At 36.1% G+C, this 24,513-nt stretch carries 22 protein-coding genes; 14 read left to right on the top strand and 8 right to left on the bottom strand.

The window, feature by feature from the left end; translation table 11 throughout:
* The first annotated feature begins 1 nt into the window (after window position 1).
* The gene (locus MP477_RS12495; RefSeq protein ID WP_257190693.1) at window positions 2-1,144 is read left to right on the top strand and encodes a cytochrome-c peroxidase; all 1,143 of its coding nucleotides are present in this window, start codon (window positions 2-4) and stop codon (window positions 1,142-1,144) included.
* A gap of 165 nt (window positions 1,145-1,309) precedes the next feature.
* Here the strand turns inward: MP477_RS12495 and MP477_RS12490 are convergent, their stop codons facing one another.
* The 3 genes from MP477_RS12490 to MP477_RS12480 all read right to left on the bottom strand — a co-directional run bounded on the left by MP477_RS12490 (window position 1,310) and on the right by MP477_RS12480 (window position 4,584).
* On the bottom strand, window positions 1,310-2,788 hold the full coding sequence (locus MP477_RS12490; protein WP_257190692.1) for a lipopolysaccharide biosynthesis protein: 1,479 nt from the start codon (window positions 2,786-2,788) through the stop codon (window positions 1,310-1,312).
* A gap of 9 nt (window positions 2,789-2,797) precedes the next feature.
* On the bottom strand, window positions 2,798-3,592 hold the full coding sequence (locus tag MP477_RS12485; RefSeq protein ID WP_230036950.1) for an FkbM family methyltransferase: 795 nt from the start codon (window positions 3,590-3,592) through the stop codon (window positions 2,798-2,800).
* Window positions 3,593-3,921: 329 nt separating this feature from the next.
* Window positions 3,922-4,584 (bottom strand): DUF2461 domain-containing protein, encoded by a 663-nt coding sequence (locus MP477_RS12480; RefSeq protein ID WP_257190691.1) that lies wholly within the window; start codon window positions 4,582-4,584, stop codon window positions 3,922-3,924.
* Window positions 4,585-4,748: 164 nt separating this feature from the next.
* Here MP477_RS12480 and MP477_RS12475 point away from each other — a divergent pair, with 164 nt between their 5' ends.
* The 8 genes from MP477_RS12475 to MP477_RS12440 all read left to right on the top strand — a co-directional run bounded on the left by MP477_RS12475 (window position 4,749) and on the right by MP477_RS12440 (window position 12,436).
* On the top strand, window positions 4,749-4,931 hold the full coding sequence (locus MP477_RS12475) for a hypothetical protein (RefSeq protein WP_230036946.1): 183 nt from the start codon (window positions 4,749-4,751) through the stop codon (window positions 4,929-4,931).
* Between the two features lie 426 nt (window positions 4,932-5,357).
* On the top strand, window positions 5,358-7,073 hold the full coding sequence (locus tag MP477_RS12470) for a DEAD/DEAH box helicase (protein WP_230036944.1): 1,716 nt from the start codon (window positions 5,358-5,360) through the stop codon (window positions 7,071-7,073).
* 152 nt (window positions 7,074-7,225) lie between these two features.
* On the top strand, window positions 7,226-7,864 hold the full coding sequence (locus MP477_RS12465; protein ID WP_042723220.1) for a DUF47 domain-containing protein: 639 nt from the start codon (window positions 7,226-7,228) through the stop codon (window positions 7,862-7,864).
* Between the two features lie 22 nt (window positions 7,865-7,886).
* Window positions 7,887-9,029, top strand: coding sequence for an inorganic phosphate transporter (locus tag MP477_RS12460; RefSeq protein ID WP_257190690.1), 1,143 nt, complete (start codon window positions 7,887-7,889; stop codon window positions 9,027-9,029).
* Between the two features lie 102 nt (window positions 9,030-9,131).
* Complete coding sequence (locus MP477_RS12455) at window positions 9,132-10,103, top strand: polyprenyl synthetase family protein (RefSeq protein WP_257190689.1); 972 nt, start codon at window positions 9,132-9,134, stop codon at window positions 10,101-10,103.
* 88 nt (window positions 10,104-10,191) lie between these two features.
* A complete protein-coding gene (locus MP477_RS12450; RefSeq protein WP_257190688.1) occupies window positions 10,192-11,151 on the top strand; it encodes a GSCFA domain-containing protein in 960 nt (319 codons plus the stop codon).
* Window positions 11,144-11,602, top strand: coding sequence for a DUF4269 domain-containing protein (locus MP477_RS12445; RefSeq protein ID WP_257190687.1), 459 nt, complete (start codon window positions 11,144-11,146; stop codon window positions 11,600-11,602). The genes MP477_RS12450 and MP477_RS12445 overlap by 8 nt, the downstream gene beginning before the upstream one ends.
* Before the next feature lie 72 nt (window positions 11,603-11,674).
* Window positions 11,675-12,436, top strand: coding sequence for a TatD family hydrolase (locus tag MP477_RS12440; protein ID WP_257190686.1), 762 nt, complete (start codon window positions 11,675-11,677; stop codon window positions 12,434-12,436).
* Between the two features lie 65 nt (window positions 12,437-12,501).
* Here the strand turns inward: MP477_RS12440 and MP477_RS12435 are convergent, their stop codons facing one another.
* Complete coding sequence (locus MP477_RS12435) at window positions 12,502-13,788, bottom strand: DEAD/DEAH box helicase (RefSeq protein ID WP_230036932.1); 1,287 nt, start codon at window positions 13,786-13,788, stop codon at window positions 12,502-12,504.
* 547 nt (window positions 13,789-14,335) lie between these two features.
* Between MP477_RS12435 and MP477_RS12430 the strand changes: the two genes are divergently transcribed.
* From MP477_RS12430 to MP477_RS12410, 5 genes are all read left to right on the top strand, one after another.
* On the top strand, window positions 14,336-16,006 hold the full coding sequence (locus MP477_RS12430; protein WP_257190685.1) for a T9SS type A sorting domain-containing protein: 1,671 nt from the start codon (window positions 14,336-14,338) through the stop codon (window positions 16,004-16,006).
* Between the two features lie 72 nt (window positions 16,007-16,078).
* Complete coding sequence (locus MP477_RS12425; RefSeq protein ID WP_257190684.1) at window positions 16,079-17,263, top strand: hypothetical protein; 1,185 nt, start codon at window positions 16,079-16,081, stop codon at window positions 17,261-17,263.
* Between the two features lie 21 nt (window positions 17,264-17,284).
* The gene (locus MP477_RS12420) at window positions 17,285-18,457 is read left to right on the top strand and encodes a hypothetical protein (protein ID WP_257190683.1); all 1,173 of its coding nucleotides are present in this window, start codon (window positions 17,285-17,287) and stop codon (window positions 18,455-18,457) included.
* A 20-nt stretch (window positions 18,458-18,477) separates the two neighbouring features.
* Complete coding sequence (locus tag MP477_RS12415; protein ID WP_257190682.1) at window positions 18,478-19,620, top strand: hypothetical protein; 1,143 nt, start codon at window positions 18,478-18,480, stop codon at window positions 19,618-19,620.
* Between the two features lie 14 nt (window positions 19,621-19,634).
* Window positions 19,635-21,338, top strand: a complete 1,704-nt coding sequence (locus MP477_RS12410; protein ID WP_257190681.1) for a T9SS type A sorting domain-containing protein — start codon at window positions 19,635-19,637, stop codon at window positions 21,336-21,338.
* A 77-nt stretch (window positions 21,339-21,415) separates the two neighbouring features.
* On the opposite strand, the gene MP477_RS12405 is transcribed toward MP477_RS12410, so the two are convergent.
* From MP477_RS12405 to MP477_RS12390, 4 genes are all read right to left on the bottom strand, one after another.
* Window positions 21,416-22,039, bottom strand: coding sequence for a porin family protein (locus tag MP477_RS12405; protein ID WP_257190680.1), 624 nt, complete (start codon window positions 22,037-22,039; stop codon window positions 21,416-21,418).
* Window positions 22,040-22,138: 99 nt separating this feature from the next.
* Window positions 22,139-22,627, bottom strand: coding sequence for a DUF6438 domain-containing protein (locus MP477_RS12400; protein WP_257190679.1), 489 nt, complete (start codon window positions 22,625-22,627; stop codon window positions 22,139-22,141).
* Between the two features lie 190 nt (window positions 22,628-22,817).
* Window positions 22,818-23,801, bottom strand: coding sequence for a GTPase ObgE (gene obgE / locus MP477_RS12395; RefSeq protein ID WP_230036916.1), 984 nt, complete (start codon window positions 23,799-23,801; stop codon window positions 22,818-22,820).
* A 78-nt stretch (window positions 23,802-23,879) separates the two neighbouring features.
* Window positions 23,880-24,458 (bottom strand): adenylate kinase, encoded by a 579-nt coding sequence (locus tag MP477_RS12390; RefSeq protein WP_257190678.1) that lies wholly within the window; start codon window positions 24,456-24,458, stop codon window positions 23,880-23,882.
* Between the last annotated feature and the right edge of the window lie 55 nt (window positions 24,459-24,513).

The raw sequence follows: 24,513 nt of genomic DNA, 5'->3' as shown, positions 1-24,513 counted from the left end.
AATGAAGGAAAGATATCTGGCAATACTCGCTATTGCATCAGTGATCATAATGTCTGCCTATACATCCAATGATTCCACAGGGTATACGGTAACAGAGCTGCGTGAAATGTATGGAAGCGGAAATCATGCTTTATGGCCTAAACTCTCTCTTTTTGATGAGGCTAAAGAAGGATTTCAGGATATAGGAGCACTCCCTGAAATGGAATTTCCTGCAGATAATCCGTATTCTGAAGATAAAGCAGAATTGGGAAAAATGCTTTTTTTTGATCCGCGTTTATCAGGATCCGGGCAGATTTCATGTGCCAACTGTCATAATCCGGATCTGGGTTGGGCAGATGGAAGCAGGGTTTCTTTTGGCCATAACAGGCAGACGGGAACCCGAAATGCTCCTACTTTGGTGAATATAGGGTATGCTAAAACTCTATTCTGGGATGGAAGGGCAATGACACTGGAAGAACAGGTAAAATCTCCGATTGAAAACCCTGTAGAAATGAATCTTCACTATAAGCTGGCGACAAAAAATATACGTAAGATAAAAGGCTACAGAACCTATTTTCAAAAAGCATTCGGAACTAAGGAGGTTACTGAAGACAGGATTTCCCGGGCGATTGCAACTTTTGAAAGAACATTGGTGAGCCCGGCCTCCCGATTTGATAAATTTATCGGAGGAAAGAAAAATGAACTTACCGATGCTGAGATTAACGGGCTGCATCTATTCCGTACTAAAGCGAATTGTATCAATTGCCATAATACACCTTACTTCTCGGATCAGAAATTTCATAATCTCGGTCTTACGTATTATGGCAGGAAATATGAAGATCTGGGAAGATATACGGAAACGCTGAAAAATGAAGATGTAGGAAAGTTTAAAACACCTACCCTGAGAGAAGTTGCAGATAATAAACCTTATATGCATAACGGCCTGTTTCCGGAGCTTGCCAATGTCGTGATGATGTATAATGCAGGAATGGGAAGAGAAACACCTAAGGCCAATCAGATGAATGATCCGAAATTTCCTCATAAATCAGGGATGATTGTCAGGCTGAATCTTACAGATGATGAGGTTTTTGATATTGTAGCTTTTCTGAAAACACTTAACAGCTATAAATATAAGATGAGGCCTCCTGAACTTCCTGCTCAATAGATACGGAAATCTTCAGTGCACGCTCTATTGCATAAAAAACGTTCCGAACCGGAGCGTTTTTTTATATTATTCTATGGATTTTAAGTGAAGTGGAATGCTAATATTGGTGCCGTAACGCCATTTCTAAACTATGTGTATTGTTTCTGAAATTAAATACTAGCGCATTTATTTAAATTTAAAAACACTTTTAATAAACCTCATATTCAGGTAATCTTCAATCGGGAATATCCTGGTGAAATAGTTTCCTATATAGATCAGTATCAATACGACAGCCGGTTTATAAAACAGATTGATAAGATTGCTGTTGAAGTTAGGAAGAACAATAGCTACGGTAATTGCCAAAGTACAGATAATGGAAACAAAGATCATCTCAATAGTCAGAGGAGAAACTTTAAACACGATATAATTAAAGATGATTTTGATGATATTGTAAACAGATAATGAAATAGCAGTAGATAGGGCAATTCCGATGAGTTTCAGATCAGTATTTTTAATGAAATAATAATTCAGACCAATGGTTAATCCTGCCAATAAAAGCATCACCAGAATATTGAATCGGTAGTATTTTGAGAGAGAAATAATATTTCCATTGAAGCCGGTTGCCAGATCTATTAAAACGGCAGATCCCCAGATCCAGACCACAGGCTCATATTCTCTGAGCATAGTTCCATTTTTGGGCATAAACTGGGTAAGATAAGGAAAACCCACCATAATGCATGAGAACAGCACGGCACCTAAAAAGTATAAAGAGAGTGAGGTCTTCTTGTGAAACCTGTCCAGCTCTTCCATATCTCCGTCAGCAAGTGTTTTGTTGATAATAGGAGCCGAAATATTAAATAATCCCAATTGGGGAATGGAAATCAGCGAAATAAGGGCATACAGCACAGAATAAATTCCAACCTCTTCCATACCCATAAATTCACCAATCATAAAACTGTTGATGGCCAGGTAATTTCCAAAAGTCCCCAGAAACCCGAAAAAACTGTAATTGAAAAACTTTTTCCATAAATCATCCTTCTTAAAATAATCTGTATTAAAATCGAGATGTATCTTTTCAAGCTTGTTCGTGTAATAGATATACCCAAAAAGCATTAAAGCAAAAATTCCGAAAAAGAATGCAAAAGCAATTTTTTGAGAAAGAGCAAAATAGTAAAACAAACAAAATGCTCCCAGATTAGCTATTTTGGGAAACAGGTTATCAAAAATATTGGAAACTACAATTCTTTTATAGTTCGAAGTATACTTATTGAAAATAGCACAGAACGAAAGAATCAAAATTAATGGAAGAATCATTTCTTTAATCTTCCAGGCTTCCGAATGTCTGAACTTCGGATAAAAATAAGGCAGCACAAAAAATACGGCTGCAAAAATGAGAAAATTGACAAAAACAGTGAGCAGCGATAACGAAAGCATATTCTGCTTTTTGCCGTCTTTTTCTACCGAATGAAAAAACTTTACATTAGAATAAGAAATGCCCAATACCACAAAAGGAACCAACATCTCAGCAGTAGGAAGGATATAGCGAAGTTTTCCGTAAAATTCAAAGTCGTTGGGGAAAATGAATATTGCGGAAACCGTGCCCAGCAAAAAACCAATATAACCGATAATGGAATATTTGAAGCCTTGTCTCGCTACTACGCTCATAAAGTTATTTTAAAGGTTTTTAGGTATAAAAATAATATTGTTGATATACTGAGTTTTATTTTTTTCGTCACTTGTATTTTGCAGTAAAATATCCTCTGTAAGTGTTTCCAGGATAAAGCTGTTTCTGTTAAGGTACTGAGCTTCATATCCCCAGCTTTTTACCTCAGAGATTTCATTCCATATAGGAGTTTGATGGTGTCTTTGCTCCATTTCAACCATTAGGGTCGGCAGGAACTTTCTGATGGTTTCTTGTGCTCCCAGAAGAGTCTTTATTTCATTTCCTTCAACATCTATTTTGATGAAATCCAGTTTGTCAAAATGCTCTATGGCAGCCCAGTCATCCAGCTTAATGACCTTTACTTTTTCAGTAAGGCTTTTTTCTTCTCCTTTTTCCTTATAAGAAGTGTTTAAGGTTCCCCGGGAAGCAATTGTTTTTCCATTAATAACAGGAACTTTAAATTCAGCTGTTGTATTTTCGTCAGAAAGAGCCAAAGGCAGAACCTGCATTGTGGGAAACAGCCTTTTAAGGCGCTGGTAAAGCTTTTTATTAGGTTCAAAAGCATAAATATGTTCATGATCCAGCTTGTTTTCCAGCTGATAGAGAAAAGTTCCTACATTCGCACCAATGTCAAGGATTACAGCATTCTTAGGAAGGTATTCCTTGATCCATACCAGTTCCGGTTCTACATTACGTTCCGAAAAATTATTTTTATTAAGATTTTTTAAGGTCTTAAAATATCTTTTTTTGTAGAAATTCGGACTTATATATTGTAGTTTTTCTGCAAGTTTTTGGTATAAAGACATCCTTAGCTTTTTGACGAACAGCAAAGATAAGCAAAAATGTAAAACTTATCTTAAAAAATGTTAAATATAATAGGTTGATTTTCAGTTGATAATATTTCCTGATAGTTTTGAGGGAAAATGAGATATAACAGGTTTTTTCTTTGTCCGGGAGACTCCTCTGGCTAATAAACAGCTTGTTTTAAAGATTCTGGAACAGCATAAAATGATAAAGCATAGCTGTTTTTTCTCCCCAATATTACCTGTAAGGCATATCAATGGGAGTTAAAGAGAATTTTGCAGTATCTGTAAGAATTTAACAGAACTGTTTTATGAAGCAGTTTCCGGATTGGTTACACAAAGGGAGTGTTTAGAAAATCATTAAAAGGTTTCATCAGACTAAAAATTTTTGTCAGATTCTGTACTGCTTTTTTATCTAGTATTTCTTCATCTTTTAAACGGTATAGTACGATAAAATTCTTAAGCTTCAGGTATTCTGCCATAGGATCTTCTTTTTCAAAACCCTGGGGAACTTTTTTAAGTTTACCATCCTGATCAAGCTCAGGAAAGTGCTTTTTGAAATCTTTTTGATTTAAAATTTTGAGAAAATCATCGCCATATAAAGAGACTTCCTTCCTTACCTCTTTCAAAACAGAAGATTCAGGCATGTAGATTCCGCCGGCTAGAAATGATTTACCGGGTTCAATATGAAGATAATATCCACCTTTCTGGCTGCCTTTTCCCATTCCTAAAGAGGCTCCGAAGTTGGTTTTGTAAGGAACTTTGTCTTTTGAAAATCTGGTGTCCCTATAGATTCTAAACATTGCTTTTTTAGGGTCTATTTTAGCCAGATCTTCATCAAATGCTGACATTTCTTTTATTAAATCTTCCAAAAAAGAAATCACATTTTCCTGTGATGCTGTGTATAGGCTTTTATTCTCATTGAACCATTCACGGTTATTATTAGTGGCTAACTTTTTTAGAAAGGTAAGTGTTCCTGGTTGTATTGTATTCATTTTGTGAGCTTGGTTTACTAAGGGTTGTAAGAAATGATATGCCGATTTATTTTAAACGAAGTTAAAAAATAAACTTGCGTTTACCAAAAATTAAACTGGAGTTCACGGAGCTGGGAATTTTATTTTTTAGCTTTGAGATACCAACTTATTATAACGTAAATACTATGAAAAATCTGAAAAAAATTTCAAGAATGGATTTGAAAAAATTACAGGGTGGAGCAGCTGCATACAGCTGTGGATCTTATTGCAGTAAAGAAGGGGAGCAGTGTGGAAATTACATTTACGAATGCTATTGCCAGGCGCTTAATGGAGATCCTACATTTTTAAGATGTGTACCCAACCATTAACTGTTAGCAAAACCAACACAAGGCTGTCCTTCTTGGAGGGCAGTCTTTTTTTATCATTATATTATTAAAAAAAATAATGATAAATCATAGTTATAAGGCCGAATTTCCAACGTAATTCCTAATTGTATAATAAAATATCAACAGGTTTTTACGGATAGGTTCAAAAATAATCAATCGGTTGAATAAAAGAATAAGCGTACTGTTATTTTTTAAAAACTCATAAATAACCCATAAAAAATCAATCCAATTTAATAAAAAAAAATAATGTTTAACAAGTCTTTAATTTCAAGCTTGTTTTTTTAGATTTAATTTTCAAAAAATCAAAAAAATAGTAGAGGATTCTGAATTTAAGATTGTATATTTAAAACTTTATTCAAAAACAAGTCAAATATTTATTGTATCTTTGCAAAAATTTTAAAATAGTTAATGAATTTATTTACGGAAACCAATTTAAGTCCTGATATTCTTAAGGCAATTGGCGAACTGGGCTACGAAAGCCCAACAGAAATCCAAAAACAGACTATCCCTTTTATTCTTTCAGATATTCGCGACTTGATCGCACTTGCGCAAACAGGGACAGGCAAAACAGCAGCGTTTTCGCTTCCGATTTTGGATATGATTGACGATACGAGTCGCAAAATCCAATTATTGGTGCTTTGTCCGACACGGGAATTATGTCTTCAGATTTCTAAAGACATAAAGAATTACTCTAAGTACATGAAAGACATCAAAACTACTGCAGTTTATGGTGGAAGTAGTATTGTAGATCAGATGAGATCTTTGAGGGATAAACCACAGATTATTGTGGGAACTCCGGGAAGAGTAATTGATCTTATCAACAGAAAAGCATTAGACTTTTCTGCTATTCATTGGTTGGTATTAGATGAAGCTGATGAAATGCTTTCTATGGGATTCAAAGACGAATTGGAAACCATCTTAAGCGAAACTCCGGAAACAAAACAGACTTTCTTATTCTCGGCGACGATGAATAAAGAAGTGGAAAGAATTTCCAAAAATTATCTTACAAAACCACACCGTATTTCAGTAGGTTCTATCAACGAAGTGAAGAAGAACATTACACACGAATATTACGTGGTAGGTTACCGTCAGAAAAAAGAAGCATTGAAAAGATTGATCGATGCAAACCCTAATCAGTACTCCATTATCTTCTGTAGAACGAGAATGGAAACTCAGGAGGTTGCTGATTTCTTGATGCAGAACGGGTATGCAGCAGATGCACTTCATGGAGACCTTTCTCAGGCGCAGAGAGATACGGTAATGAAGAAATTCAGATTGAAAAATATCGATATTCTTGTCGCTACAGACGTTGCAGCAAGAGGATTGGATGTAAACTCTCTGACTCACGTTATTCACTTCTCTTTACCTGATGATCCTGAAGTATTTGTTCACAGAAGTGGTAGAACAGGTAGAGCAGGAAAAGACGGTATTTCTATGGCTTTAATTAAGCCTGAAGAAAGCAGAAAGCTGAAGCAGATCAAATCTGCAACAAAGATTGATATCAACGAAAAATTCATTCCTACAGGTGAAGAGATTATCAAAGCTCAGGTAGGAGGTGTTTTCGAAAAACTATTAACAGAACACGAAGATCTTTTCGAGTTTGATAATAGCCTGATTCCTGATCTAAGCAACTTTACAAAAGAAGAATTGGTGCACCAGTTGCTACAGTTCCAATTGAAAGATCTTGCTTTATATTACAAAGACAAACACGATCTTGTTGAGCAGAAATTGAGCAGCAGAGATGATGATTACTCAAGAAGAGACCGTGGTCGTGATAGAGACAGAGATCGTGGAAGAGACCGAGACAGCAGAGATAGCCGAGACAGAGATCGCGGAAGAGACAGAGACCGTGGTGGAAAGCCAAGAAGAAAAGATGAGAATATGGTAAGATTCTTCTTTAATCTTGGAAAGAAAGATCACTTGAAGAAACTTGATGTTTTGGATATTATCAACCAGGCTACTGCTGGAGGAAAGACCAAGAAAAGAGCTGAGATTGGTGATATTGAGATCTTAGAAAAATTCTCTTTCTTCGAAGTTGAGAAATCATTCAAAGACAATGTCCTAAGCAATATTCAGTCTATGAAGTTCAAAGGAAAAGATATGAGGGCTGAAGTGGCAAACTAAACCCTTATTGACACTATATAAAACCGGCAGCAATGCCGGTTTTTTTATTTGATTATCAAATGGTAAGCGAATGTTAACAAAACTTAATGTTAGATAGTTTCAGGTCAAATCCTTTTTTAGGAAATTTGCACTCAAATTATAAATACTAAAAAATGGGAATTGGTAATATTTTCCACGCTTTTCAACCAAAGGATAAAATCTTTTTCGTGCTTTTTGAAAAAGTAACCGAAAATCTAGTTGCAATGTCTGAAGACTTCAACACAGGAATCAAAGATTTCGATCTTAATGATGACTCTATGTTGAAAAAAATGAGCGACTTTGAGCATAAAAATGATGAACTTACTCACGAGATCTTTGTAGAACTGGGGAAAAACTTCATTACTCCTTTTGACCGTGAAGATATTCACACATTGGCAACAGGATTGGATGATATCGCTGATTACATCTATGCTTCTACAAAATATATCTTTTTGTACAAATCACCTGAGATGAAGGCTTATTCAGACTTCTCTTTACTGATCCACAAGGCATGTCTTGAAATCCAGAATGCTATGAAAAACCTTAAAGGTTTTAAGAACATGGAACAGGTAAAAGAAGCTTGTATCAAAGTAAACTCTATTGAGAATATTGCTGATGACCTGCTTTCTAACTCAATGGTAGAATTGTTTGAAACCAATGATGCTATCAATATCATCAAAGTTTCATCCGTATTGAACTATCTTGAAATAGTAACTGATAAAGCAGAAGATGTTGCCAACACGATTGAGAACATCATGATTAAATACGCCTAAACAATACATAACATAGCAAAAAATGGAATTTCCTATTTTACTTACGGTTATTATTGCTTTAGCCTTAATTTTCGATTATATCAATGGTTTTCATGATGCAGCCAACTCCATTGCAACCATTGTTTCTACAAAAGTTTTAACTCCATTCCAGGCTGTACTTTGGGCAGCACTCTGGAACTTTGCCGCTTTTTTTATCGCCGCTTATATTATTGGAGAATTTAAAATCGGTAATACAATTGCAAAAACTGTTAATGAGAATTTTATCAACCTTGAAGTTATATTTTCAGGTCTTGTAGCGGCTATTGCCTGGAACCTTTTAACATGGTGGTTTGGAATTCCTTCCTCATCATCACACACCTTAATTGGTGGGTTTTTGGGAGCTGCTCTGATGCATGCCTTTATGATGGATTATCGCGATGTGGCAGCAGCTCAACCTGCTTTAGGATTCTTTGAAACCTGCAAACATGCTCTCCATCAGGTAACGACACAGAGTGTTGTAAAGTTTGATAAAGTAATTCCTATCTTCCTGTTCATCTTCATGGCACCGATTATAGGGATGATTATATCGATCATCATTACATTAATAATTGTTCATCTTTATAAAAAATCAAACCCACACAAGGCAGATCAGTCTTTTAAAAGATTACAGCTGGCTTCTTCAGCTTTATTCAGCTTGGGACATGGTTTGAATGATGCACAGAAAGTAATGGGGATCATAGGGGCCGCATTGATCTATTATCATGTTGAAATGTTGCATGACCCTATTTATCTGAATATTCCTTCTGCAGGACGTTTTGATTACTTTGCACAGCACTATCTTTGGGTTCCTTTGGTTTCCTTCCTGGCAATCGGTTTGGGTACCATGAGTGGCGGTTGGAAGATCATCAAGACAATGGGAACTAAAATTACAAAAGTAACCTCACTGGAAGGGGTAAGTGCAGAAACAGCAGGAGCAATCACTCTATTCATTACTGACCACTTCGGTATTCCTGTATCTACTACACATACGATCACAGGTTCTATCATCGGGGTAGGATTGACGAAAAGAATTTCTGCGGTAAGATGGGGAATTACAGTAAGCTTACTTTGGGCTTGGGTACTTACCATTCCAATCTCAGCTATTGTAGCAGGTATTACCTATCTTTTAGTAAGTTTCTTATCTTAAAAGAAAAATTAAAATGATCATATAAAACTTTGTCCATTTGGGCAAAGTTTTTTGTTTTATAAAGCCCCGAAAATCGTATTTTTGTTCAAATTATAAGAATTTATGGAATTTTTAGACAGATACCAGCAGATCGTTGGCGACGCCATCAATAAGTATACTTTTAAAGATAAACCCAGAGAACTTTACGATCCGATGAACTACATCATTTCTCATGGGGGAAAACGTCTTCGTCCCATTATGGTACTGATGGCATGTGATCTGTTTGGAGGAGATCTGAAAGAGGCTATAAAGCCGGCATTGGCTATAGAATTTTTCCATAATTTCACACTGATCCATGATGATATTATGGATGAAGCTCCTTTAAGAAGAAATAAACCTACCATCCATACGCTACACGGAATCAATGTAGGTATCCTTTCCGGAGACGGGCTGATGCTTAAAGCCTATAAATTTTTTGAAGATCTGGAGCCGGAAATTTTCAAAGCCTGTATCAGGATTTTTACCCATACGGGGCTTTTACTATGTGAGGGACAGCAGTATGATATCAACTTTGAGACTCAGAAAGATGTGACTTTTGATGATTATATCAGAATGATTACCTATAAAACAGGAGTTCTGAGTGCTTCTTCTTTTGAAATCGGTGCATTGATTGCCAGAGCGGATTTTAAAGATGCAAAAGCTATTTTCAATTTCGGAAAACATATTGGGATTGCTTTCCAGATTATGGATGATTATCTTGATGTTTTCGGTGATCAGGCTCAGTTTGGTAAAAAGCATGCTGGAGATATCTATGAAAATAAGAAGACCGTTCTTTATTTATTAGCAAAAGAACATGCTACGGAAGAAGAGAGAAAAGAACTGGATTACTGGTATTCTAAGAAGACAGATAATGTAGACAAAGTCTATGGTGTTGAAAAAATCTTCAGAAGAGCAAAAGTAGATGATAAAGCGCTCCGCCTGATTGAAAAGCACAATGAAATAGGACAGAGCTATCTTCAGAAAATTGATATTCCTGAAGAAAAGAAAAAGCCGTTTATAGAACTGGCCAATTATTTGTTGAGAAGAGAAAGCTAAATAAGATTTTAGATAAGAGCCAGCAGGTGGCAGGTTTCGTTAATAAGAACTTATTACCTGCTGCTTAATTTCTACTCCCCCTGAAAAAATGAAATTCAGAACAGAAGTTGATATTAAAAAATCAGAAAAGAAAATTGAGGTTGAAGATAAAATATTTTCAATAGGTTCGTGCTTTGCTTCAGAAATGACCGATTTATTAAAACAAGGACAGCTGCAAACACTTAATAATCCTTTTGGAACAATTTTCAACCCCCTTTCCATCCGTAATGAAGTAAAAATCCTTCATGATTCATTGTTTTACGAGGAAGAAGACCTGATCACTTATAATGAAGAATATATTTCACTGGATCATCATACCAGTTTTGATACACGGTATATTCATCAGACTTTAGATAAGATCAATGGGGCTATTGAAGAAGGAAATGCTTTTCTTCAGGAGACAGACTGGATTATTATTACCTATGGAACTTCATTTATCTATGAATTTATTCCAAAGAAACAGCTGGTTGCTAATTGTCATAAGATTCCCCAAAAGTTTTTCGAAAAAAAACTGCTTTCTCATCAGGAGCTGACCGATTCCATTTACAATACAATTTTGGATCTTAAGGATATTTGTAAAGAAGAGGTGCAGATTTTATTTACCGTTTCACCGGTAAGGCATACCAAAGACGGAATGATTGAGAACCAGCTGAGTAAATCCAAACTTATTACTGCTATTCATGAATCCATATCCATGTTTGAAGACTGTCATTATTTACCTGTTTATGAGATTTTAATGGATGATCTCCGGGATTATCGTTTTTATAAAGAAGATATGATCCATCCCAGTACCCAGGCTGTAAACTATATCTTTGACAAATTTGGGGATGCTTATTTTTCTGAGGATACTAAAGATTTTATTAAAGAAAATTTTAAAATTACCAAAGCCTTAGAACATACAACGAGTGATAAAAAAGATCCGAAGTTTATTGAATTTAGGGAAAAACTGGATCAGAGAATTGAAAACCAACGTACAAAAGTAAAACATAAAATATTTTCAAATGATTGATTTTACACAGATTGATTATTTGGAAAATGGAAACGAAAGACAGAAGAGGGCTTTTGAAGTGCTCACAAAATATAAAATTTTTGAAAAATTAAGTAAGTATTCGCCTTTACTGGCGGGAACCATTCCTATTGAAATAGATATTGCGGGCAGTGACCTGGATATTATCTGTGAAGCAGATCCTGGATTTGAAGAGGATTTTTTGGAAGAACTAAGGTCATGTGATCTGATTCCTCAGGAAATCGATGTTAAGGTTGAAAATATCACTTTAAATGGGGAGAGAAGTATTGTTTTAAATTTTATGCTGGAAGAATTTCCTATTGAGATTTTTGGTCAGAATAAACCTGCCAGAGAGCAGAATGCTTACAGGCATATGATTGCGGAATACAAAATATTACAGGAAAAAGGAGAAGACTTTAAAAAGAAGATAATAGAGCTGAAAAAAGGGGAATAAAGACGGAACCGGCATTTGGCATGCTGATGCATCTTGAAAATCCTTACGAAGATCTGTTAAAATGATAAGAAAATGATTGATACACATACACATTTATACGCAGAAGAATTTGATGAAGATAGAAAAGAAGCTATTCAAAGAGCTATAGATAGAGGGATTACAGAGTTTTATCTTCCTGCTATTGATTCTGAGTCTCATGAAAAGATGTTACAGCTGGAAACCGAATATCCCGGGCAGATTTTTTCAATGATGGGGTTACATCCCTGTTATGTAAAACCGGAATCCTGGGAAAAAGAACTGGATATTGTTAAAAATTATCTTGATCAAAGAAATTTTCCGGCGATAGGGGAGATAGGAATCGATCTGTATTGGGATAAAACCACCCTGGATATCCAGGTGCAAGCTTTTGAACAGCAGATTGACTGGGCGATAGAAAAAGATCTTCCCATTGTAATTCATACAAGAGAAAGCTTTGATGAAACATTTGAAGTGCTGGAAAGAAAAAAACATCCAAAGCTTAGAGGGATCTTTCATTGCTTTTCGGGTAATCTGGAGCAGGCAAGGCATGCTGTAGATCTTAACTTTATTTTGGGCATAGGAGGAGTGGTTACTTTTAAAAACGGTAAAATAGACCAGTTTCTGAACGAAATCCCTTTAGATAAGATTGTTCTGGAAACAGATTCTCCTTATCTGGCGCCGGTTCCTCACCGAGGAAAAAGAAATGAAAGTGCATACCTTGATTTAGTTGCCGGGAAACTGGTAAATATCTATGGGAAAGATTTTTCAGAGATTGACAGGATTACTACTGAAAACGCAGAAAGACTATTCAAATAGATGATTTCTATTCAATATAAGATAAAAAAGAAGCCTTTTCAAATTTTGAAAAGGCTTCTTTTTTTTTATTTCTTTCTGGTGAAACTCTTATTCTTAGGCTTTTTAAATCCTGTGGATGCAGCCGGCTTTTTATTATTGGGAGTCCTTGCTGGTCTCGGGCCCTGTCTTTCGCCTCCTCCAGACATCGGCTTATTGTTTGAATCTCTTTTTTGAGCAACCAGATCATCTGTATGGAATGGATGATCCTTTACAATCGGAATTTTCTTTCCGATAAGTTTTTCCGTATTTTTTAGATTAAGAAGATCAAGTCCGTCTACAAAAGATATTGAGTTTCCTTCAGCACCGGCTCTTCCTGTTCTTCCAATTCTGTGTACATAGGTTTCAGAAACATCAGACAATTCAAAATTGATCACAAATTTTAATTCGTCAATATCAATCCCTCTCGCTGCAATATCCGTAGCTACAAGCACTCTTGTTTTTCCGGATTTGAAATTATTCAGCGCATTTTGTCTGGCATTTTGAGATTTATTACCATGAATAGCTTCTGCAGAGATCATATCTTTTTGAAGCTTTCTTGCAATTTTATCGGCACCATGTTTTGTTCTGGCAAAAACCAATACAGAATCTGAAATGTCATTCTGAAGAATATGGGATAGCAGGTTTAGTTTATTATCTTTTTCTACAAAATAAACAGATTGTTTGATGGTATCTGCTGTAGAAGAAACAGGTGTTACCTCTACTTTTACAGGATTATTCAGGATGGAATTAGCCAGTTTCTGAATCTCCCCGGGCATGGTTGCGGAAAAGAATAAAGTCTGTCTCTTCTGAGGCAAAAGCTTAATTACTCTTTTAACGTCATGTACAAACCCCATATCAAGCATTCTATCTGCTTCATCAAGAACGAAGATCTCAATGTTTTTAAGACTGATAATGCCCTGGGCAATGAAGTCAAGAAGTCTTCCCGGTGTAGCCACCAGAATGTCAATACCTCTCTTCAATGCAGCTTCCTGGTTTCCCTGTTTTACCCCTCCAAAAATAACAAGCTGTTTTAATGGAAGATATTTACCGTAAGCATTGATATTTTCTTCTATTTGGATCGCCAGTTCTCTTGTAGGAGTTAGGATTAAGGCTTTTATATGATTGTTAGAAATTTTCTTTTTAGATAAGTTCTGTAAGATAGGAATAGAAAAGGCCGCTGTTTTTCCTGTTCCTGTTTGCGCACATCCTAAAAAATCTCTGCCATTTAAGATGTCAGGAATAGATCTTTCCTGAATGGGAGTAGGATTAGTATACCCTTGTTCCTGGATTGCTTTTGCAATAGGTTCTATTAATTGTAAGTCTGTAAAATTCAAATGAATTATTTTAAAATTTAAATAAAAATTCCTTCAGCCTGAAAGAATTACATTTTACAAAGATAATCTAAATATTTTTAAGTATTAATTTTGTTCTTATGATCCGATCAGATGTTTACTAATACTACAGTTTTAATAGTGTTTTTCGTAAAATAGTTAATTAATTTTCGTTTTATTTAGTTTTTAATTTATATTTTTAATTATATTTATTTTATTTTTGAAAAAAATATAACATTTCATTGAAACGGCATAATATCTTTAATGCTTGTGATATAGATTTGAAATGATAATAAAAACTAACCATGAGAAAAACAATCCTCCTGCCTGTATCCGTTACAGGTTTTAACACCTATATTCAATCTTGTGAATATACTGGGAATACAGGACAAAGATCTATCCAAACAAAAACATCTTCGGTATAAGCTCTTCTCCTTAATAGGTAGAAGAAATTAAGTGTACTTACTTGATCCAACAAAGGATTTAGAAACTCTGAAAAGAGGTACAGGAAATAGTAAAACTAAACATCAATCCATTTAAATAATATAATATGAAGACGAAGATTTTTCTTTTGTTTTTTTTGAGCTTTGGAGTAAATATGATATTTGCTCAGGGAGAAAATGACAATTGGTACTTTGGAACTAAAGCCGCCGTTAATTTTTCCAATGCAAGCCCGTTATCCCTTACCAACAGCCAGATGACGGCAATAGAAGCCTGTGGTACAGTGAGTGATGCCGGGGGAAATCTGTTATTTTACACCAATGGACAGACTATCTGGAATAAAGATCATCAGGTGATGCAAAATGGCTCAGGACTTGATGGGCACAGCTCAAGCGAGCAGCTTGCCATTGTAAAGCACCCCACTAATCCCAATCAGTATTTTGTAATTACCACAACAGAGAATGGGGTTTCAACAGGCAGTAATGCGATCAAATATTCTATTGTAGATATGTCTCAGGGAGCTTTGGGAGCTGTCTTGCCCCAATTTAAGAATATTACGATTGTAGATTCGTCCGGGAACAGTTTTCAATCTGAAGCTGTAACGGTAGTTCCTAATGCCAGTAATGGATCTTTGTGGGTGCTCATCCCAAATGGAACCCATATGTACAGTTATAGGGTGGACGGAAGCGGATTCCATAACGGAAATCCTGTGGTCAGTAACTTAAATCTTTCAACACCTTTAGGAAATACCAGCTTTTTTGGAGTTAAGGCATCACCAAGAGTTAACAGAAGTGTAAATTATACCCATTTTGTATGCATTTCTCTCTGGAAGCCTGTTTCTGATCTTAAAAATCAGGTGTACTCTTTTAATAGTGTAACCGGGCAGCTTACCAATGATTTCTCACTGCAAGTGAACGGGCTGGGTGGTTATCTTTCAGAATTCAATAAAGACGGCTCTGTTTTGTTTTTAGGATATGAAAATATGTATGCTGTAGATCTACTGACATCCACACCTTCCAATATTAATTATGCAATGATCCATGGTGATGTATTCGGAAATCCATTTTTCGGATTGCAAAGAAATATAAAAGGAGATGTTTATGTAAGCAGCCCCGGACAGCCATATCTTGGGAAAATAATAAATCCCAACGGAAATATATCAGCTATGAGTGTGAATATGTCTGATATCAACTTAAATGGGGCAACTACTTTTTTTGGGCTTCCTCAACTGGTGAATTCATATGAGCCGGTTCCTTATTATCCGTGTATCACCGATCTGACGTTGGCAACCCCAGAGCTCAATAATAATTTCACATACAATGTAGGAAAGGATATCAAAACAATACATAATTATACCATAGGAGGTAAACAGCGTATTATTATGAATGCTGGAAATAGCATAACACTTTTGCCTAATACTCATATTATGGCAGAAAGCTATACGGCGAAGATTGTTCCCTGTGATAGAGGCTCTGTAGATAGAATTTCAAATGAAAATAAGGGACATGTTCCCGTAAAAATGGTTTTGGAGCTTGATAAAGAAGCAAGAATAAAGCTGAATAATGATATTAAAATCTATCCAAACCCGGTTTCGGATATTCTTACCATTAGTACAGATACCGGTATTCATTCAATTGAAATATTCGATATATCCGGTAAAAAAATGGGTGTAAGCACCAACGGGAATAAAATTGATGTCAGAAATATACCGGCAGGAAATTACCTTTTATACATACAAACAAAAGGAGGGGTAATTTCTAAACCATTTATCAAAAAATAATAGTATTCCAGAGGCAGATGAAACTCATTTTTCCTCCTGTTAAAAAAATAAGTCAAAAAATAACTTTTAATCATGAAAAAGACAATCATTTTACTTGCTGCTGTTTTCAGTGTAACAGCTAATGCTCAATGGAGCCTAACCGGAAATGCCGGAACAGTTTCCGGAACAAACTTCATAGGAACAACAGACAATCAGTCTTTAGTTTTTAAGACAAATAATGCTGAAAAGGTAAAGATCACTGAAAATGGAAGATTTATATTCTTTAATGTGGCAACACCCGGGCAAGTATGGGATAAAAACCTGTTTTTTGGTGGTGGGGTAGATAACCCGTCAGGATTATACAATACTGTTTTTGGAATGGGAGCTTTAACCCAAAATACGGCAGGATCCGGAAATACAGCTTTAGGAAATAATGCACTTTCTCTTATCACAAGTGGAGATAATAATGTGTCTCTGGGAGCAAACAGTATGAGAAATACTGTATCCGGTAATTTTAATACGGCAGTAGGAATGAATGCTTTAGAGAACTTTCAGTCGGGGCTTGGAAATGTGGGGCTTGGAAATTCAACACTGGGATCAGGAGGCCTGGTAGGAGATTTTAATGTAGCAGTAGGTACCAGTGCTTTAAGATATATCCAGGTCGGAAGCTATAATACAATACTTGGGGGAGACTCATTCAGAGCTTTTGCAAAAGGATCAGGAAACATCAATGTAGGACATTCTAATGCTAAACTCATTACTTCCGGAAACAATAATATTTTTATCGGAAGCTTTATTACCCCTTATAATACAACGGCTCCAGAAAATGAACTGAATATAGGAAACTGGATCGTAGGAAACAACGGAACTATAGGGATAGGACAATTTACTACTCAGCTTCCTGCCGATGGAGTTGCTGCCGATGGACAAAAATATAAACTTTTTGTAAAAGACGGAATCCGGACAGAAAGAGTAAAAGTAGATATTGCCGCTAACAATGGGTGGGCAGACTATGTATTTGAAAAAGATTATAAGCTGATGCCATTGAATGACCTTGCCCGGTTTATCGATAAAAATGGGCATCTTCCAGAAGTTCCTACTACAGAAGAAGCCATGAAAAATGGAATTGAACTGAAAGAAATGAACATTCTTCTGCTTAAAAAAGTAGAAGAGCTGACCCTTCATTTAATTGATCAGAATAAGCAACTGGCGGATCAGAGCAGCCAGCTGAAAAAACAAAATGAAGAGATCGAAAAACTCAAAAACAAAATAAAATAAATAACCAGATAACTTTTAATCATGAAAAAAATAATCATTGTGCTTGTTGCTGTAGCAGGCTTGAATTCTAATGCTCAAGCCCAATCATGGGGCCTTACCGGAAATGCATCAACGATTCCCGGGACAAATTTTATAGGAACATCAGATACTCAACCTCTTGTTGTTAAAACAAATAATATTGAGCGGATGAGAATAAGCCTGGATGGGAGATTTATATTCCACAATATTGCAACCCCAGGGCAGGTATGGGATAAAAACCTGTTTTTCGGGGGTGGAATGGATAATTCGGTCACTACTAATAATGCTGTATTCGGAATGGGAGCACTTACCCAGCTTACAGAAGGTGGTGGCAATACAGCTATTGGAAACAATGCAATATCATTAATGACTAATGGGTTATTCAATGTTGCAGTGGGCTTTAATTCTATGAGAAATAGCGTGGCAGGAAATTCTAATACTGCGGTAGGAATGAATGCACTGGAAAATTTTCAGGGCGGAAATAATAATGTGGGTATAGGTGCGGGTGCCATAGGATCCGGCAACTTTAAAGGAGATTTTAATATAGCGTTGGGATCTAGTGCGCTGAGATATGCCAATGAGGGAAATTATAATGTGATACTTGGAGGAGACTCATACAGGGCTTTTGTTAAAGGAAGTAATAACATAGGAATAGGATATTCTAATGCAGCGCAGATCACTTCAGGGGAGAATAATATTTTTATCGGGACTAAGATTGTTCCTTATAACACCATTTCTCCTAAAAATGAGCTGAATATCGGAAACTGGATCGTAGGAAATAACGGAACTATCGGTATTGGTGGGTTTACGGCTCAGCTTCCTGCTGACGGAATTGCTGCTGATGGTCAGAAATATAAACTTTTTGTGAAAGACGGAATCCGGACAGAAAGAGTAAAAGTAGATATTGCCGCCAATAACGGATGGGCAGATTATGTTTTCGAAAAAGATTACAAGCTGATGTCTTTGAATGATCTGGCTCATTTTATCAATAAAAATGGGCATCTCCCAGAAGTTCCCACTACTGAAGAAGCCGTAAAAAATGGAATTGAACTGAAAGAAATGAACATTCTTCTGCTTAAAAAAGTGGAAGAGCTGACCCTTCATTTAATTGATCAGAACAGCCAGCTGAAAAAACAGAATGAAGAAATCGAAAAGCTTAAAAAGAAAATAAAATAAATAACCAGATAACTTTAATTATGAAAAAAATAATCATTGTACTTGCTGCTGTAGCAGGCTTAAATTCTAATGCCCAATCATGGAACCTTAGCGGGAATGCAGGAACAGCTCCCGGAACCAATTTTATAGGAACTACCGATAGCCAGCCGCTGGTTTTCAAGACTAACAACACAGAGAAAATGAAGATTACTCCTAATGGAAGGTTTATATTTTTTAATGTGACATCACCAGGGATGGTTTGGGATAAAAACCTTTTTTTTGGAGGTGGAACGGATAATGCATCGGGATCATCTAATACCGCTTTTGGAATGGGATCTCTAACCCAAAATACAACAGGTAATGGTAATACAGCGTTGGGAAATAATGCAATGTCATCAATAAGCAGTGGAGATAATAATGTGGCTGTGGGACAGAATAGTATGCGACATACAATAGCCGCTACCATGAATGTTGCAGTAGGCATGAATTCATTAGAATATTTTCAAAAAGGAGTAGGAAATATAGGAATGGGAAACAGTGCGATGGGATCAGGATCTTTATCTGGGGATTATAATATAGGAATAGGCTGGGATGCATTAAGATACTTAGTAGCAGGAAATAATAATACAGTAGTGGGAAGAAGTTCTTTAGTGAGCCTGGCAGGAGGCTCTAATAATATAGCAGTGGGTTCTTCCAATGCCAAAGCTATTCTTTCGGGGGATAACAATATTTTTATCGGAAATTTTATTACCCCCTATGTGTCTTCTCCTAACAATGAGCTGAATATCGGAAACTGGATCGTAGGAAATAACGGAACTATCGGTATTGGCGGATTTACCACTCAGCTGCCTGCTGACGGAGTGGCTCCCGACGGACAAAAATATAAACTTTTTGTAAAAGAAGGAATCCGGACAGAAAGAGTAAAAGTAGATATTGCTGCCGCTAATGGATGGGCAGATTATGTTTTTGAAAAAGATTATAAGCTGATGCCATTAAATGACCTTGCACAGTTTATCAATAAAAATGGCCATTTACCGGAAGTTCCAACTACAGAACAGGCCATTAAAAATGGAATTGAACTGAAAGAAATGAATATTCTTTTGCTGAAAAAAATTGAAGAACTGACATTGTATACTATTGAGCAACAGAAAAGAATTGAAGCTCTGGAAAAAAAGATAAAATAATATAAAACTGATCTATGAAAAAAATATATATAATACTATCATTGATTGTACCACTTTTATCTTTTGCCCAGGGTGAAAATGATAACTGGTATTTTGGAAATAATGCGGCACTCAACTTTTCATCATCCACTCCTGTGGCTTTGAATAACAGTAATATGCAAGCTCTTGAAGGGTGTGGTACCGTAAGTGATGCAAGCGGAAAGCTTCTTTTTTATATGAATGGTCAAAAAATTTGGAACAGGCAGCACCAGGTTATGCCCAATGGTACTTTGATCACGCAGCAAAACGATAGCGCCCAACAGCTTGCTATTGTAAAAAATCCTGCAAATGATAATCAGTACTATGTTTTTACAACAGGGGAAAATGCCGGAGGCTCATATCATATAAGCTATTCAATTGTTGATATGACGTTAGGGAGTATAGGTACTAACGGATCTCCCCTTGGAGATGTGCTGCCCGGGGCTAAAGATATTGCGGTATTGGATAATTTAGGGAATCATTTTGATTCAGAAGCGGTAACTATTATTCCCAATAGTACGGATCAGTCTTTCTGGGTTTTAATTCCAAATGGAACAAAGCTCTACAGTTATAAGCTGGGTAATCAGGGATTTTCTAATGGAGCACCCATTATAAGTAATCTCAATTTTCCTGTAACTTTTGGCATTTATAAATATTTTAGTGTGAGACAGTCTCCAAAGCTGAATAATGGATATTATTCTCATTATATCTGTATTTCTTTTTGGACAGATTCACAAAATCCATATCCACCTCAGAGCTATTACGTGAATAAAGTATATTCATTCAATTCCTCTACCGGACAGCTCACTAATGATTTTTCATTACAGATAAATGGATTGAGAGCCTATGTTCCTGAATTTAATAAAGATGCATCCGTATTATTCCTAGGATATGAAAATATCCATGCCGTTGATCTGGTAAATTCAACATCTTCCAATGTGCTTCATACGGAGATTTATACTGAGACTAACGCACCGCTTCACACAGGTATGACCCTTCAGAGAAATAAATACGGGGATGTGTATGTAAGTAAATCGTTTAGTTCATTTTTAGGTAAGGTGATAAATCCCGATGTATACGGATCCAATATGAGTGTGGATTTCAATGCTGTAAATTTAGGTGGCGGACAAACCCAGTATGGGCTACCTCAATTACTTCCCATGAAAGAAAATTCTGGAGGCTCCCCATGTATAGAGAATCTGCTGCTGACTACCGAGCCTAATGCGTCTTATTACTATGAAATAGGTAAGAATATAACTACTAAGGATAGGTATATTTTAAGCCCTAAACATGATATCATTATGCAGGCAGGAAACAGTATCAACCTTTTGCCGGGAACATCTATGGAAATGGGATCTAAGTATCATGCCTTTATTGCCCCATGTAGAAAACCTGAAATGGTACAAAGAAATGCACAGGTTCAATCTGCTCAGAAGGGAATGTTTTTGGAACTGGATAAAAAGGAAAGGATGCAGCAGAAAAATAATGTTGAATTATTTCCTAACCCGGCTACCGATATTCTGAACATTAGAACCTCTGCAAACATCAGTGAAGCTGAGGTATTTGATATTTCCGGTAAAAAAGTAAATATCGTTGTAAACGGTAATAGAATGGATGTGAAAAGTCTTCCATCCGGATCATATATTATCAGAATCAAAACTGAAACCGGAGTGGTCACGAAACAGTTTATTAAAAAATAAACAGAAGTTTCATATAAAAATAATGGCTGCCCGGATCCGGGCAGCCATTTGTATTGTAATCGGTAAAGATAATACGGTTATTTGAACCTATATCCTACACCAGCTTGTAAAAATCCCACTTTCGTAGGCACATGCTGACTTTTATTGGTTTCTATAAAATCAAAATTATAACGGGCATCTACAAAAAACTGATCATTAATTTTATATTCAGCTCCTAAAAAAGGAAAGAGATTAATTGTTTTTGCTCCGGTATAGTTCTCTTTGGCAGAATCACTGAAAAGACTGCTTGTTTTTACTTTTGTTGAAACATTGATTCCAATGTTCATTCCTACAGAAGCAGAAAGATTAGGAATAAAATAATACTTTGCAGAAATCGGGACCTGAATCTGGTTCATCTGGTATTCAAAATTCATATCTCCCACATTTACTACTTCACTTCCTACTAATTGGGTCCATGGATATGATTCTTTACCACCAAGTTGTGTATAAAGGACTTCAGCCTGTATTGCAAATTTTGAAGACAGGGCCTGCTCTGCTACAGCGCCTATATAGAAATAGGATTTTGAATCTAATTTACTGTCGAAAAATTTCATACTGGATAGCGTATACCCACCTTTTACACCAAAACTCATGTCCGAGCTTTGAGCATATGCAACAGCAGATACAGCAAATAATAATGCAGATAAAATGTTCTTCTTCATTTTTTTGAATTAAATGATTAATGTTTTTATAAAAAAAATAATTCCTCCCAAATGAAGGAATTATTTCTGCAAAAATAATTTAAATATTGTTAACCGAAACTACTTTACTTTAGTCCAGTCTTGATTTTTTCTGAGATCTTCAAAGAAATGATAAACTTTGGACAGTTTTTCACTTCCCCGTTTTCCATAGTCCTGTATATTTTTGGAAGTTCCGTCCGCAAAATTAATCCTTAAATAAGAAGTGGAAAGATCTGTAATATTTTTTTCACCATACTTATCTTTTAGATTTTTCACCTCTAAATCATCCAGCAGCTTGAGTAATGTATTGTAGTCCTCCTCTTTGATGGTTCCTGTAAAAGTTCCTTCCCTGGGATTAGAAAATTCATCCTTTGAAGGCTTTTCACTGAAATTAAAATGTTCAGCTTCAAAAACAGCAGTTCTGTCCGGGTTAATTGTCATTTTAAAAACAGGACAGAAGCCGAAACAAGGAGTGGCTTCATATTCAATTTTAGAATACTTCGGATTTACTTTTTGAGAAGTGCATGAAAATACGAATATCAGGGCACAGAAACTAAGGATATATTTCATAGTTTAAATTTTAAAAACTCTCTCAATAATTGTTCCAAAAAGCATTTATTTTTCCGGCTCCAGTGGAATCTTACATCAAACAACAGAATGAAAACTTAATCCCAAAACAAAACCCCGAAAAAATTCCGGGGTATTTATTTTGATGTAATCTACTCTGTAAAAAGTAAGATTGATGAATTAAGATATTCGTTTATCCATGTAATTTCTTCCAGATAGCATCTTTCAGCTCTACCAATCCTTCTCCAGTAACTCCGGAGAAAAATAAAGGCTGTCTGTTCTCAGGAAATTCTGCTGCAATTTCTTTTTTCAGCTCATCATCCAAAAGGTCGGATTTAGAAACAGAAATAATGAAATCTTTATCCAATAGTTCAGGATTATATTCTACAAGCTCATTTTCCAGGATTTTAAACTCCTGGTAATGATCTTCAGAATCTGCAGGAATTAAAAATAAAAGAATTGAATTTCTTTCAATATGTCTCAGGAATCTGTGTCCTAATCCTTTTCCTTCAGCTGCCCCTTCAATAATCCCTGGAATATCAGCCATTACAAATGATTTGTAATTTCTGTAGTCTACAATTCCTAAATTGGGAGTTAACGTAGTAAAAGCATAATTTGCAATTTTAGGCTTTGCTGCAGAAACAGATGCTAAAAGGGTAGATTTTCCGGCATTTGGAAATCCAACCAAACCTACATCTGCCAAAATTTTAAGCTCGAAAACAACATAGCCTTCCTCTCCATCCATTCCAGGTTGAGCATATCTTGGAGTTTGATTGGTGGATGATTTGAAATGCTCGTTTCCTTTTCCACCTTTTCCACCCAGCATCAAAATGATTTCCTGTTTGTCCTCAAGAATTTCCCCGATGATTTCTCCTTCTTCATTTTTAGCGATAGTTCCAATGGGAACATCAATATAAATATCAGAACCGTCAGCTCCGGTAAGCTGGTTTTTTGCTCCATTTTCACCACGATCTGCTTTTATATGACGCGTGTATCGAAGTGGAAGTAAAGTCCATTCCTGTGCATTCCCTCTCATGATGACATGTCCGCCGCGACCTCCGTCACCACCGTCAGGACCTCCTTTAGGGATATATTTTTCACGTCTAAGGTGGGCAGAACCTGCTCCTCCATGTCCGCTTTTACAATGAATCTTTACGTAATCTACAAAGTTTGACATAATTTTTAGGGTTTAGGCCTTAGGGGTTAGGGAACAGATATTTAACGATGCTAAATCCTAATCCCTAATTCTAAATCCTTATTTAATTTTCTCTACCTCAGCAAAAAGCTTTTGTGAAATCTCATCAATTTCTCCTACACCATTTACCTCCACATATTTTCCCTGCTGCTTGTAAAGTTCGGCTACTTCTGCCGTTTTAGAATAATATTCTTTAATTCTGTTTTCGATGATCTCTACATTACTGTCGTCTGATCTACCGCTGGTTTCTCCTCTTTTCAGAAGTCTTTCAACCAAAATTTTATCTTCTACCACCAATGCAAGACAGATATCAATCTTGTCATTCAGCTCTTCCTTAACTATTTTTTCCAAAGCTTCCGTCTGAGCAGTAGTTCTTGGATAACCATCAAAAATAAAACCGCTGGTATCGGAAGGCTTTCTGATTTCATCAATCAGCATATCTGTTGTTACCTGATCCGGAACCAGTTCTCCTTTATCGATGTAAGACTTTGCCAGCTTTCCAAGCTCCGTGTCGTTTTTCATATTGTATCTGAAAAGATCACCTGTTGAAACTTGCTTTAAATTGAATTTCTCGATTAGATTTTGAGCTTGGGTTCCTTTTCCACTTCCTGGAGGGCCGAACAGAACAATGTTTATCATAATTTTGATTCGCTTCCGGCAATTGGCATTTTGCTTCTGGCTACCTGCTTTTTGC

Origin of the sequence: Chryseobacterium sp. WG23 (genome assembly GCF_024586575.1) — a bacterium.
Taxonomy (GTDB): Bacteria; Bacteroidota; Bacteroidia; order Flavobacteriales; family Weeksellaceae; genus Chryseobacterium.
Note: the sequence above shows the minus strand (reverse complement) of the source record. Positions and strands in the feature narration are given on the sequence as shown.

Excerpts from the sequence above, each read along its gene's own strand:
- MP477_RS12495 (WP_257190693.1), top strand. The coding sequence starts at position 2 with ATGAAGGAAAGATATCTGGCAATACTCGCTATTGCATCAGTGATCATA.
- MP477_RS12490 (WP_257190692.1), bottom strand. The coding sequence starts at position 2,788 with ATGAGCGTAGTAGCGAGACAAGGCTTCAAATATTCCATTATCGGTTAT.
- MP477_RS12485 (WP_230036950.1), bottom strand. The coding sequence starts at position 3,592 with ATGTCTTTATACCAAAAACTTGCAGAAAAACTACAATATATAAGTCCG.
- MP477_RS12480 (WP_257190691.1), bottom strand. The coding sequence starts at position 4,584 with ATGAATACAATACAACCAGGAACACTTACCTTTCTAAAAAAGTTAGCC.
- MP477_RS12475 (WP_230036946.1), top strand. The coding sequence starts at position 4,749 with ATGAAAAATCTGAAAAAAATTTCAAGAATGGATTTGAAAAAATTACAG.
- MP477_RS12470 (WP_230036944.1), top strand. The coding sequence starts at position 5,358 with ATGAATTTATTTACGGAAACCAATTTAAGTCCTGATATTCTTAAGGCA.
- MP477_RS12465 (WP_042723220.1), top strand. The coding sequence starts at position 7,226 with ATGGGAATTGGTAATATTTTCCACGCTTTTCAACCAAAGGATAAAATC.
- MP477_RS12460 (WP_257190690.1), top strand. The coding sequence starts at position 7,887 with ATGGAATTTCCTATTTTACTTACGGTTATTATTGCTTTAGCCTTAATT.
- MP477_RS12455 (WP_257190689.1), top strand. The coding sequence starts at position 9,132 with ATGGAATTTTTAGACAGATACCAGCAGATCGTTGGCGACGCCATCAAT.
- MP477_RS12450 (WP_257190688.1), top strand. The coding sequence starts at position 10,192 with ATGAAATTCAGAACAGAAGTTGATATTAAAAAATCAGAAAAGAAAATT.
- MP477_RS12445 (WP_257190687.1), top strand. The coding sequence starts at position 11,144 with ATGATTGATTTTACACAGATTGATTATTTGGAAAATGGAAACGAAAGA.
- MP477_RS12440 (WP_257190686.1), top strand. The coding sequence starts at position 11,675 with ATGATTGATACACATACACATTTATACGCAGAAGAATTTGATGAAGAT.
- MP477_RS12430 (WP_257190685.1), top strand. The coding sequence starts at position 14,336 with ATGAAGACGAAGATTTTTCTTTTGTTTTTTTTGAGCTTTGGAGTAAAT.
- MP477_RS12425 (WP_257190684.1), top strand. The coding sequence starts at position 16,079 with ATGAAAAAGACAATCATTTTACTTGCTGCTGTTTTCAGTGTAACAGCT.
- MP477_RS12420 (WP_257190683.1), top strand. The coding sequence starts at position 17,285 with ATGAAAAAAATAATCATTGTGCTTGTTGCTGTAGCAGGCTTGAATTCT.
- MP477_RS12415 (WP_257190682.1), top strand. The coding sequence starts at position 18,478 with ATGAAAAAAATAATCATTGTACTTGCTGCTGTAGCAGGCTTAAATTCT.
- MP477_RS12410 (WP_257190681.1), top strand. The coding sequence starts at position 19,635 with ATGAAAAAAATATATATAATACTATCATTGATTGTACCACTTTTATCT.
- MP477_RS12405 (WP_257190680.1), bottom strand. The coding sequence starts at position 22,039 with ATGAAGAAGAACATTTTATCTGCATTATTATTTGCTGTATCTGCTGTT.
- MP477_RS12400 (WP_257190679.1), bottom strand. The coding sequence starts at position 22,627 with ATGAAATATATCCTTAGTTTCTGTGCCCTGATATTCGTATTTTCATGC.
- obgE (WP_230036916.1), bottom strand. The coding sequence starts at position 23,801 with ATGTCAAACTTTGTAGATTACGTAAAGATTCATTGTAAAAGCGGACAT.
- MP477_RS12390 (WP_257190678.1), bottom strand. The coding sequence starts at position 24,458 with ATGATAAACATTGTTCTGTTCGGCCCTCCAGGAAGTGGAAAAGGAACC.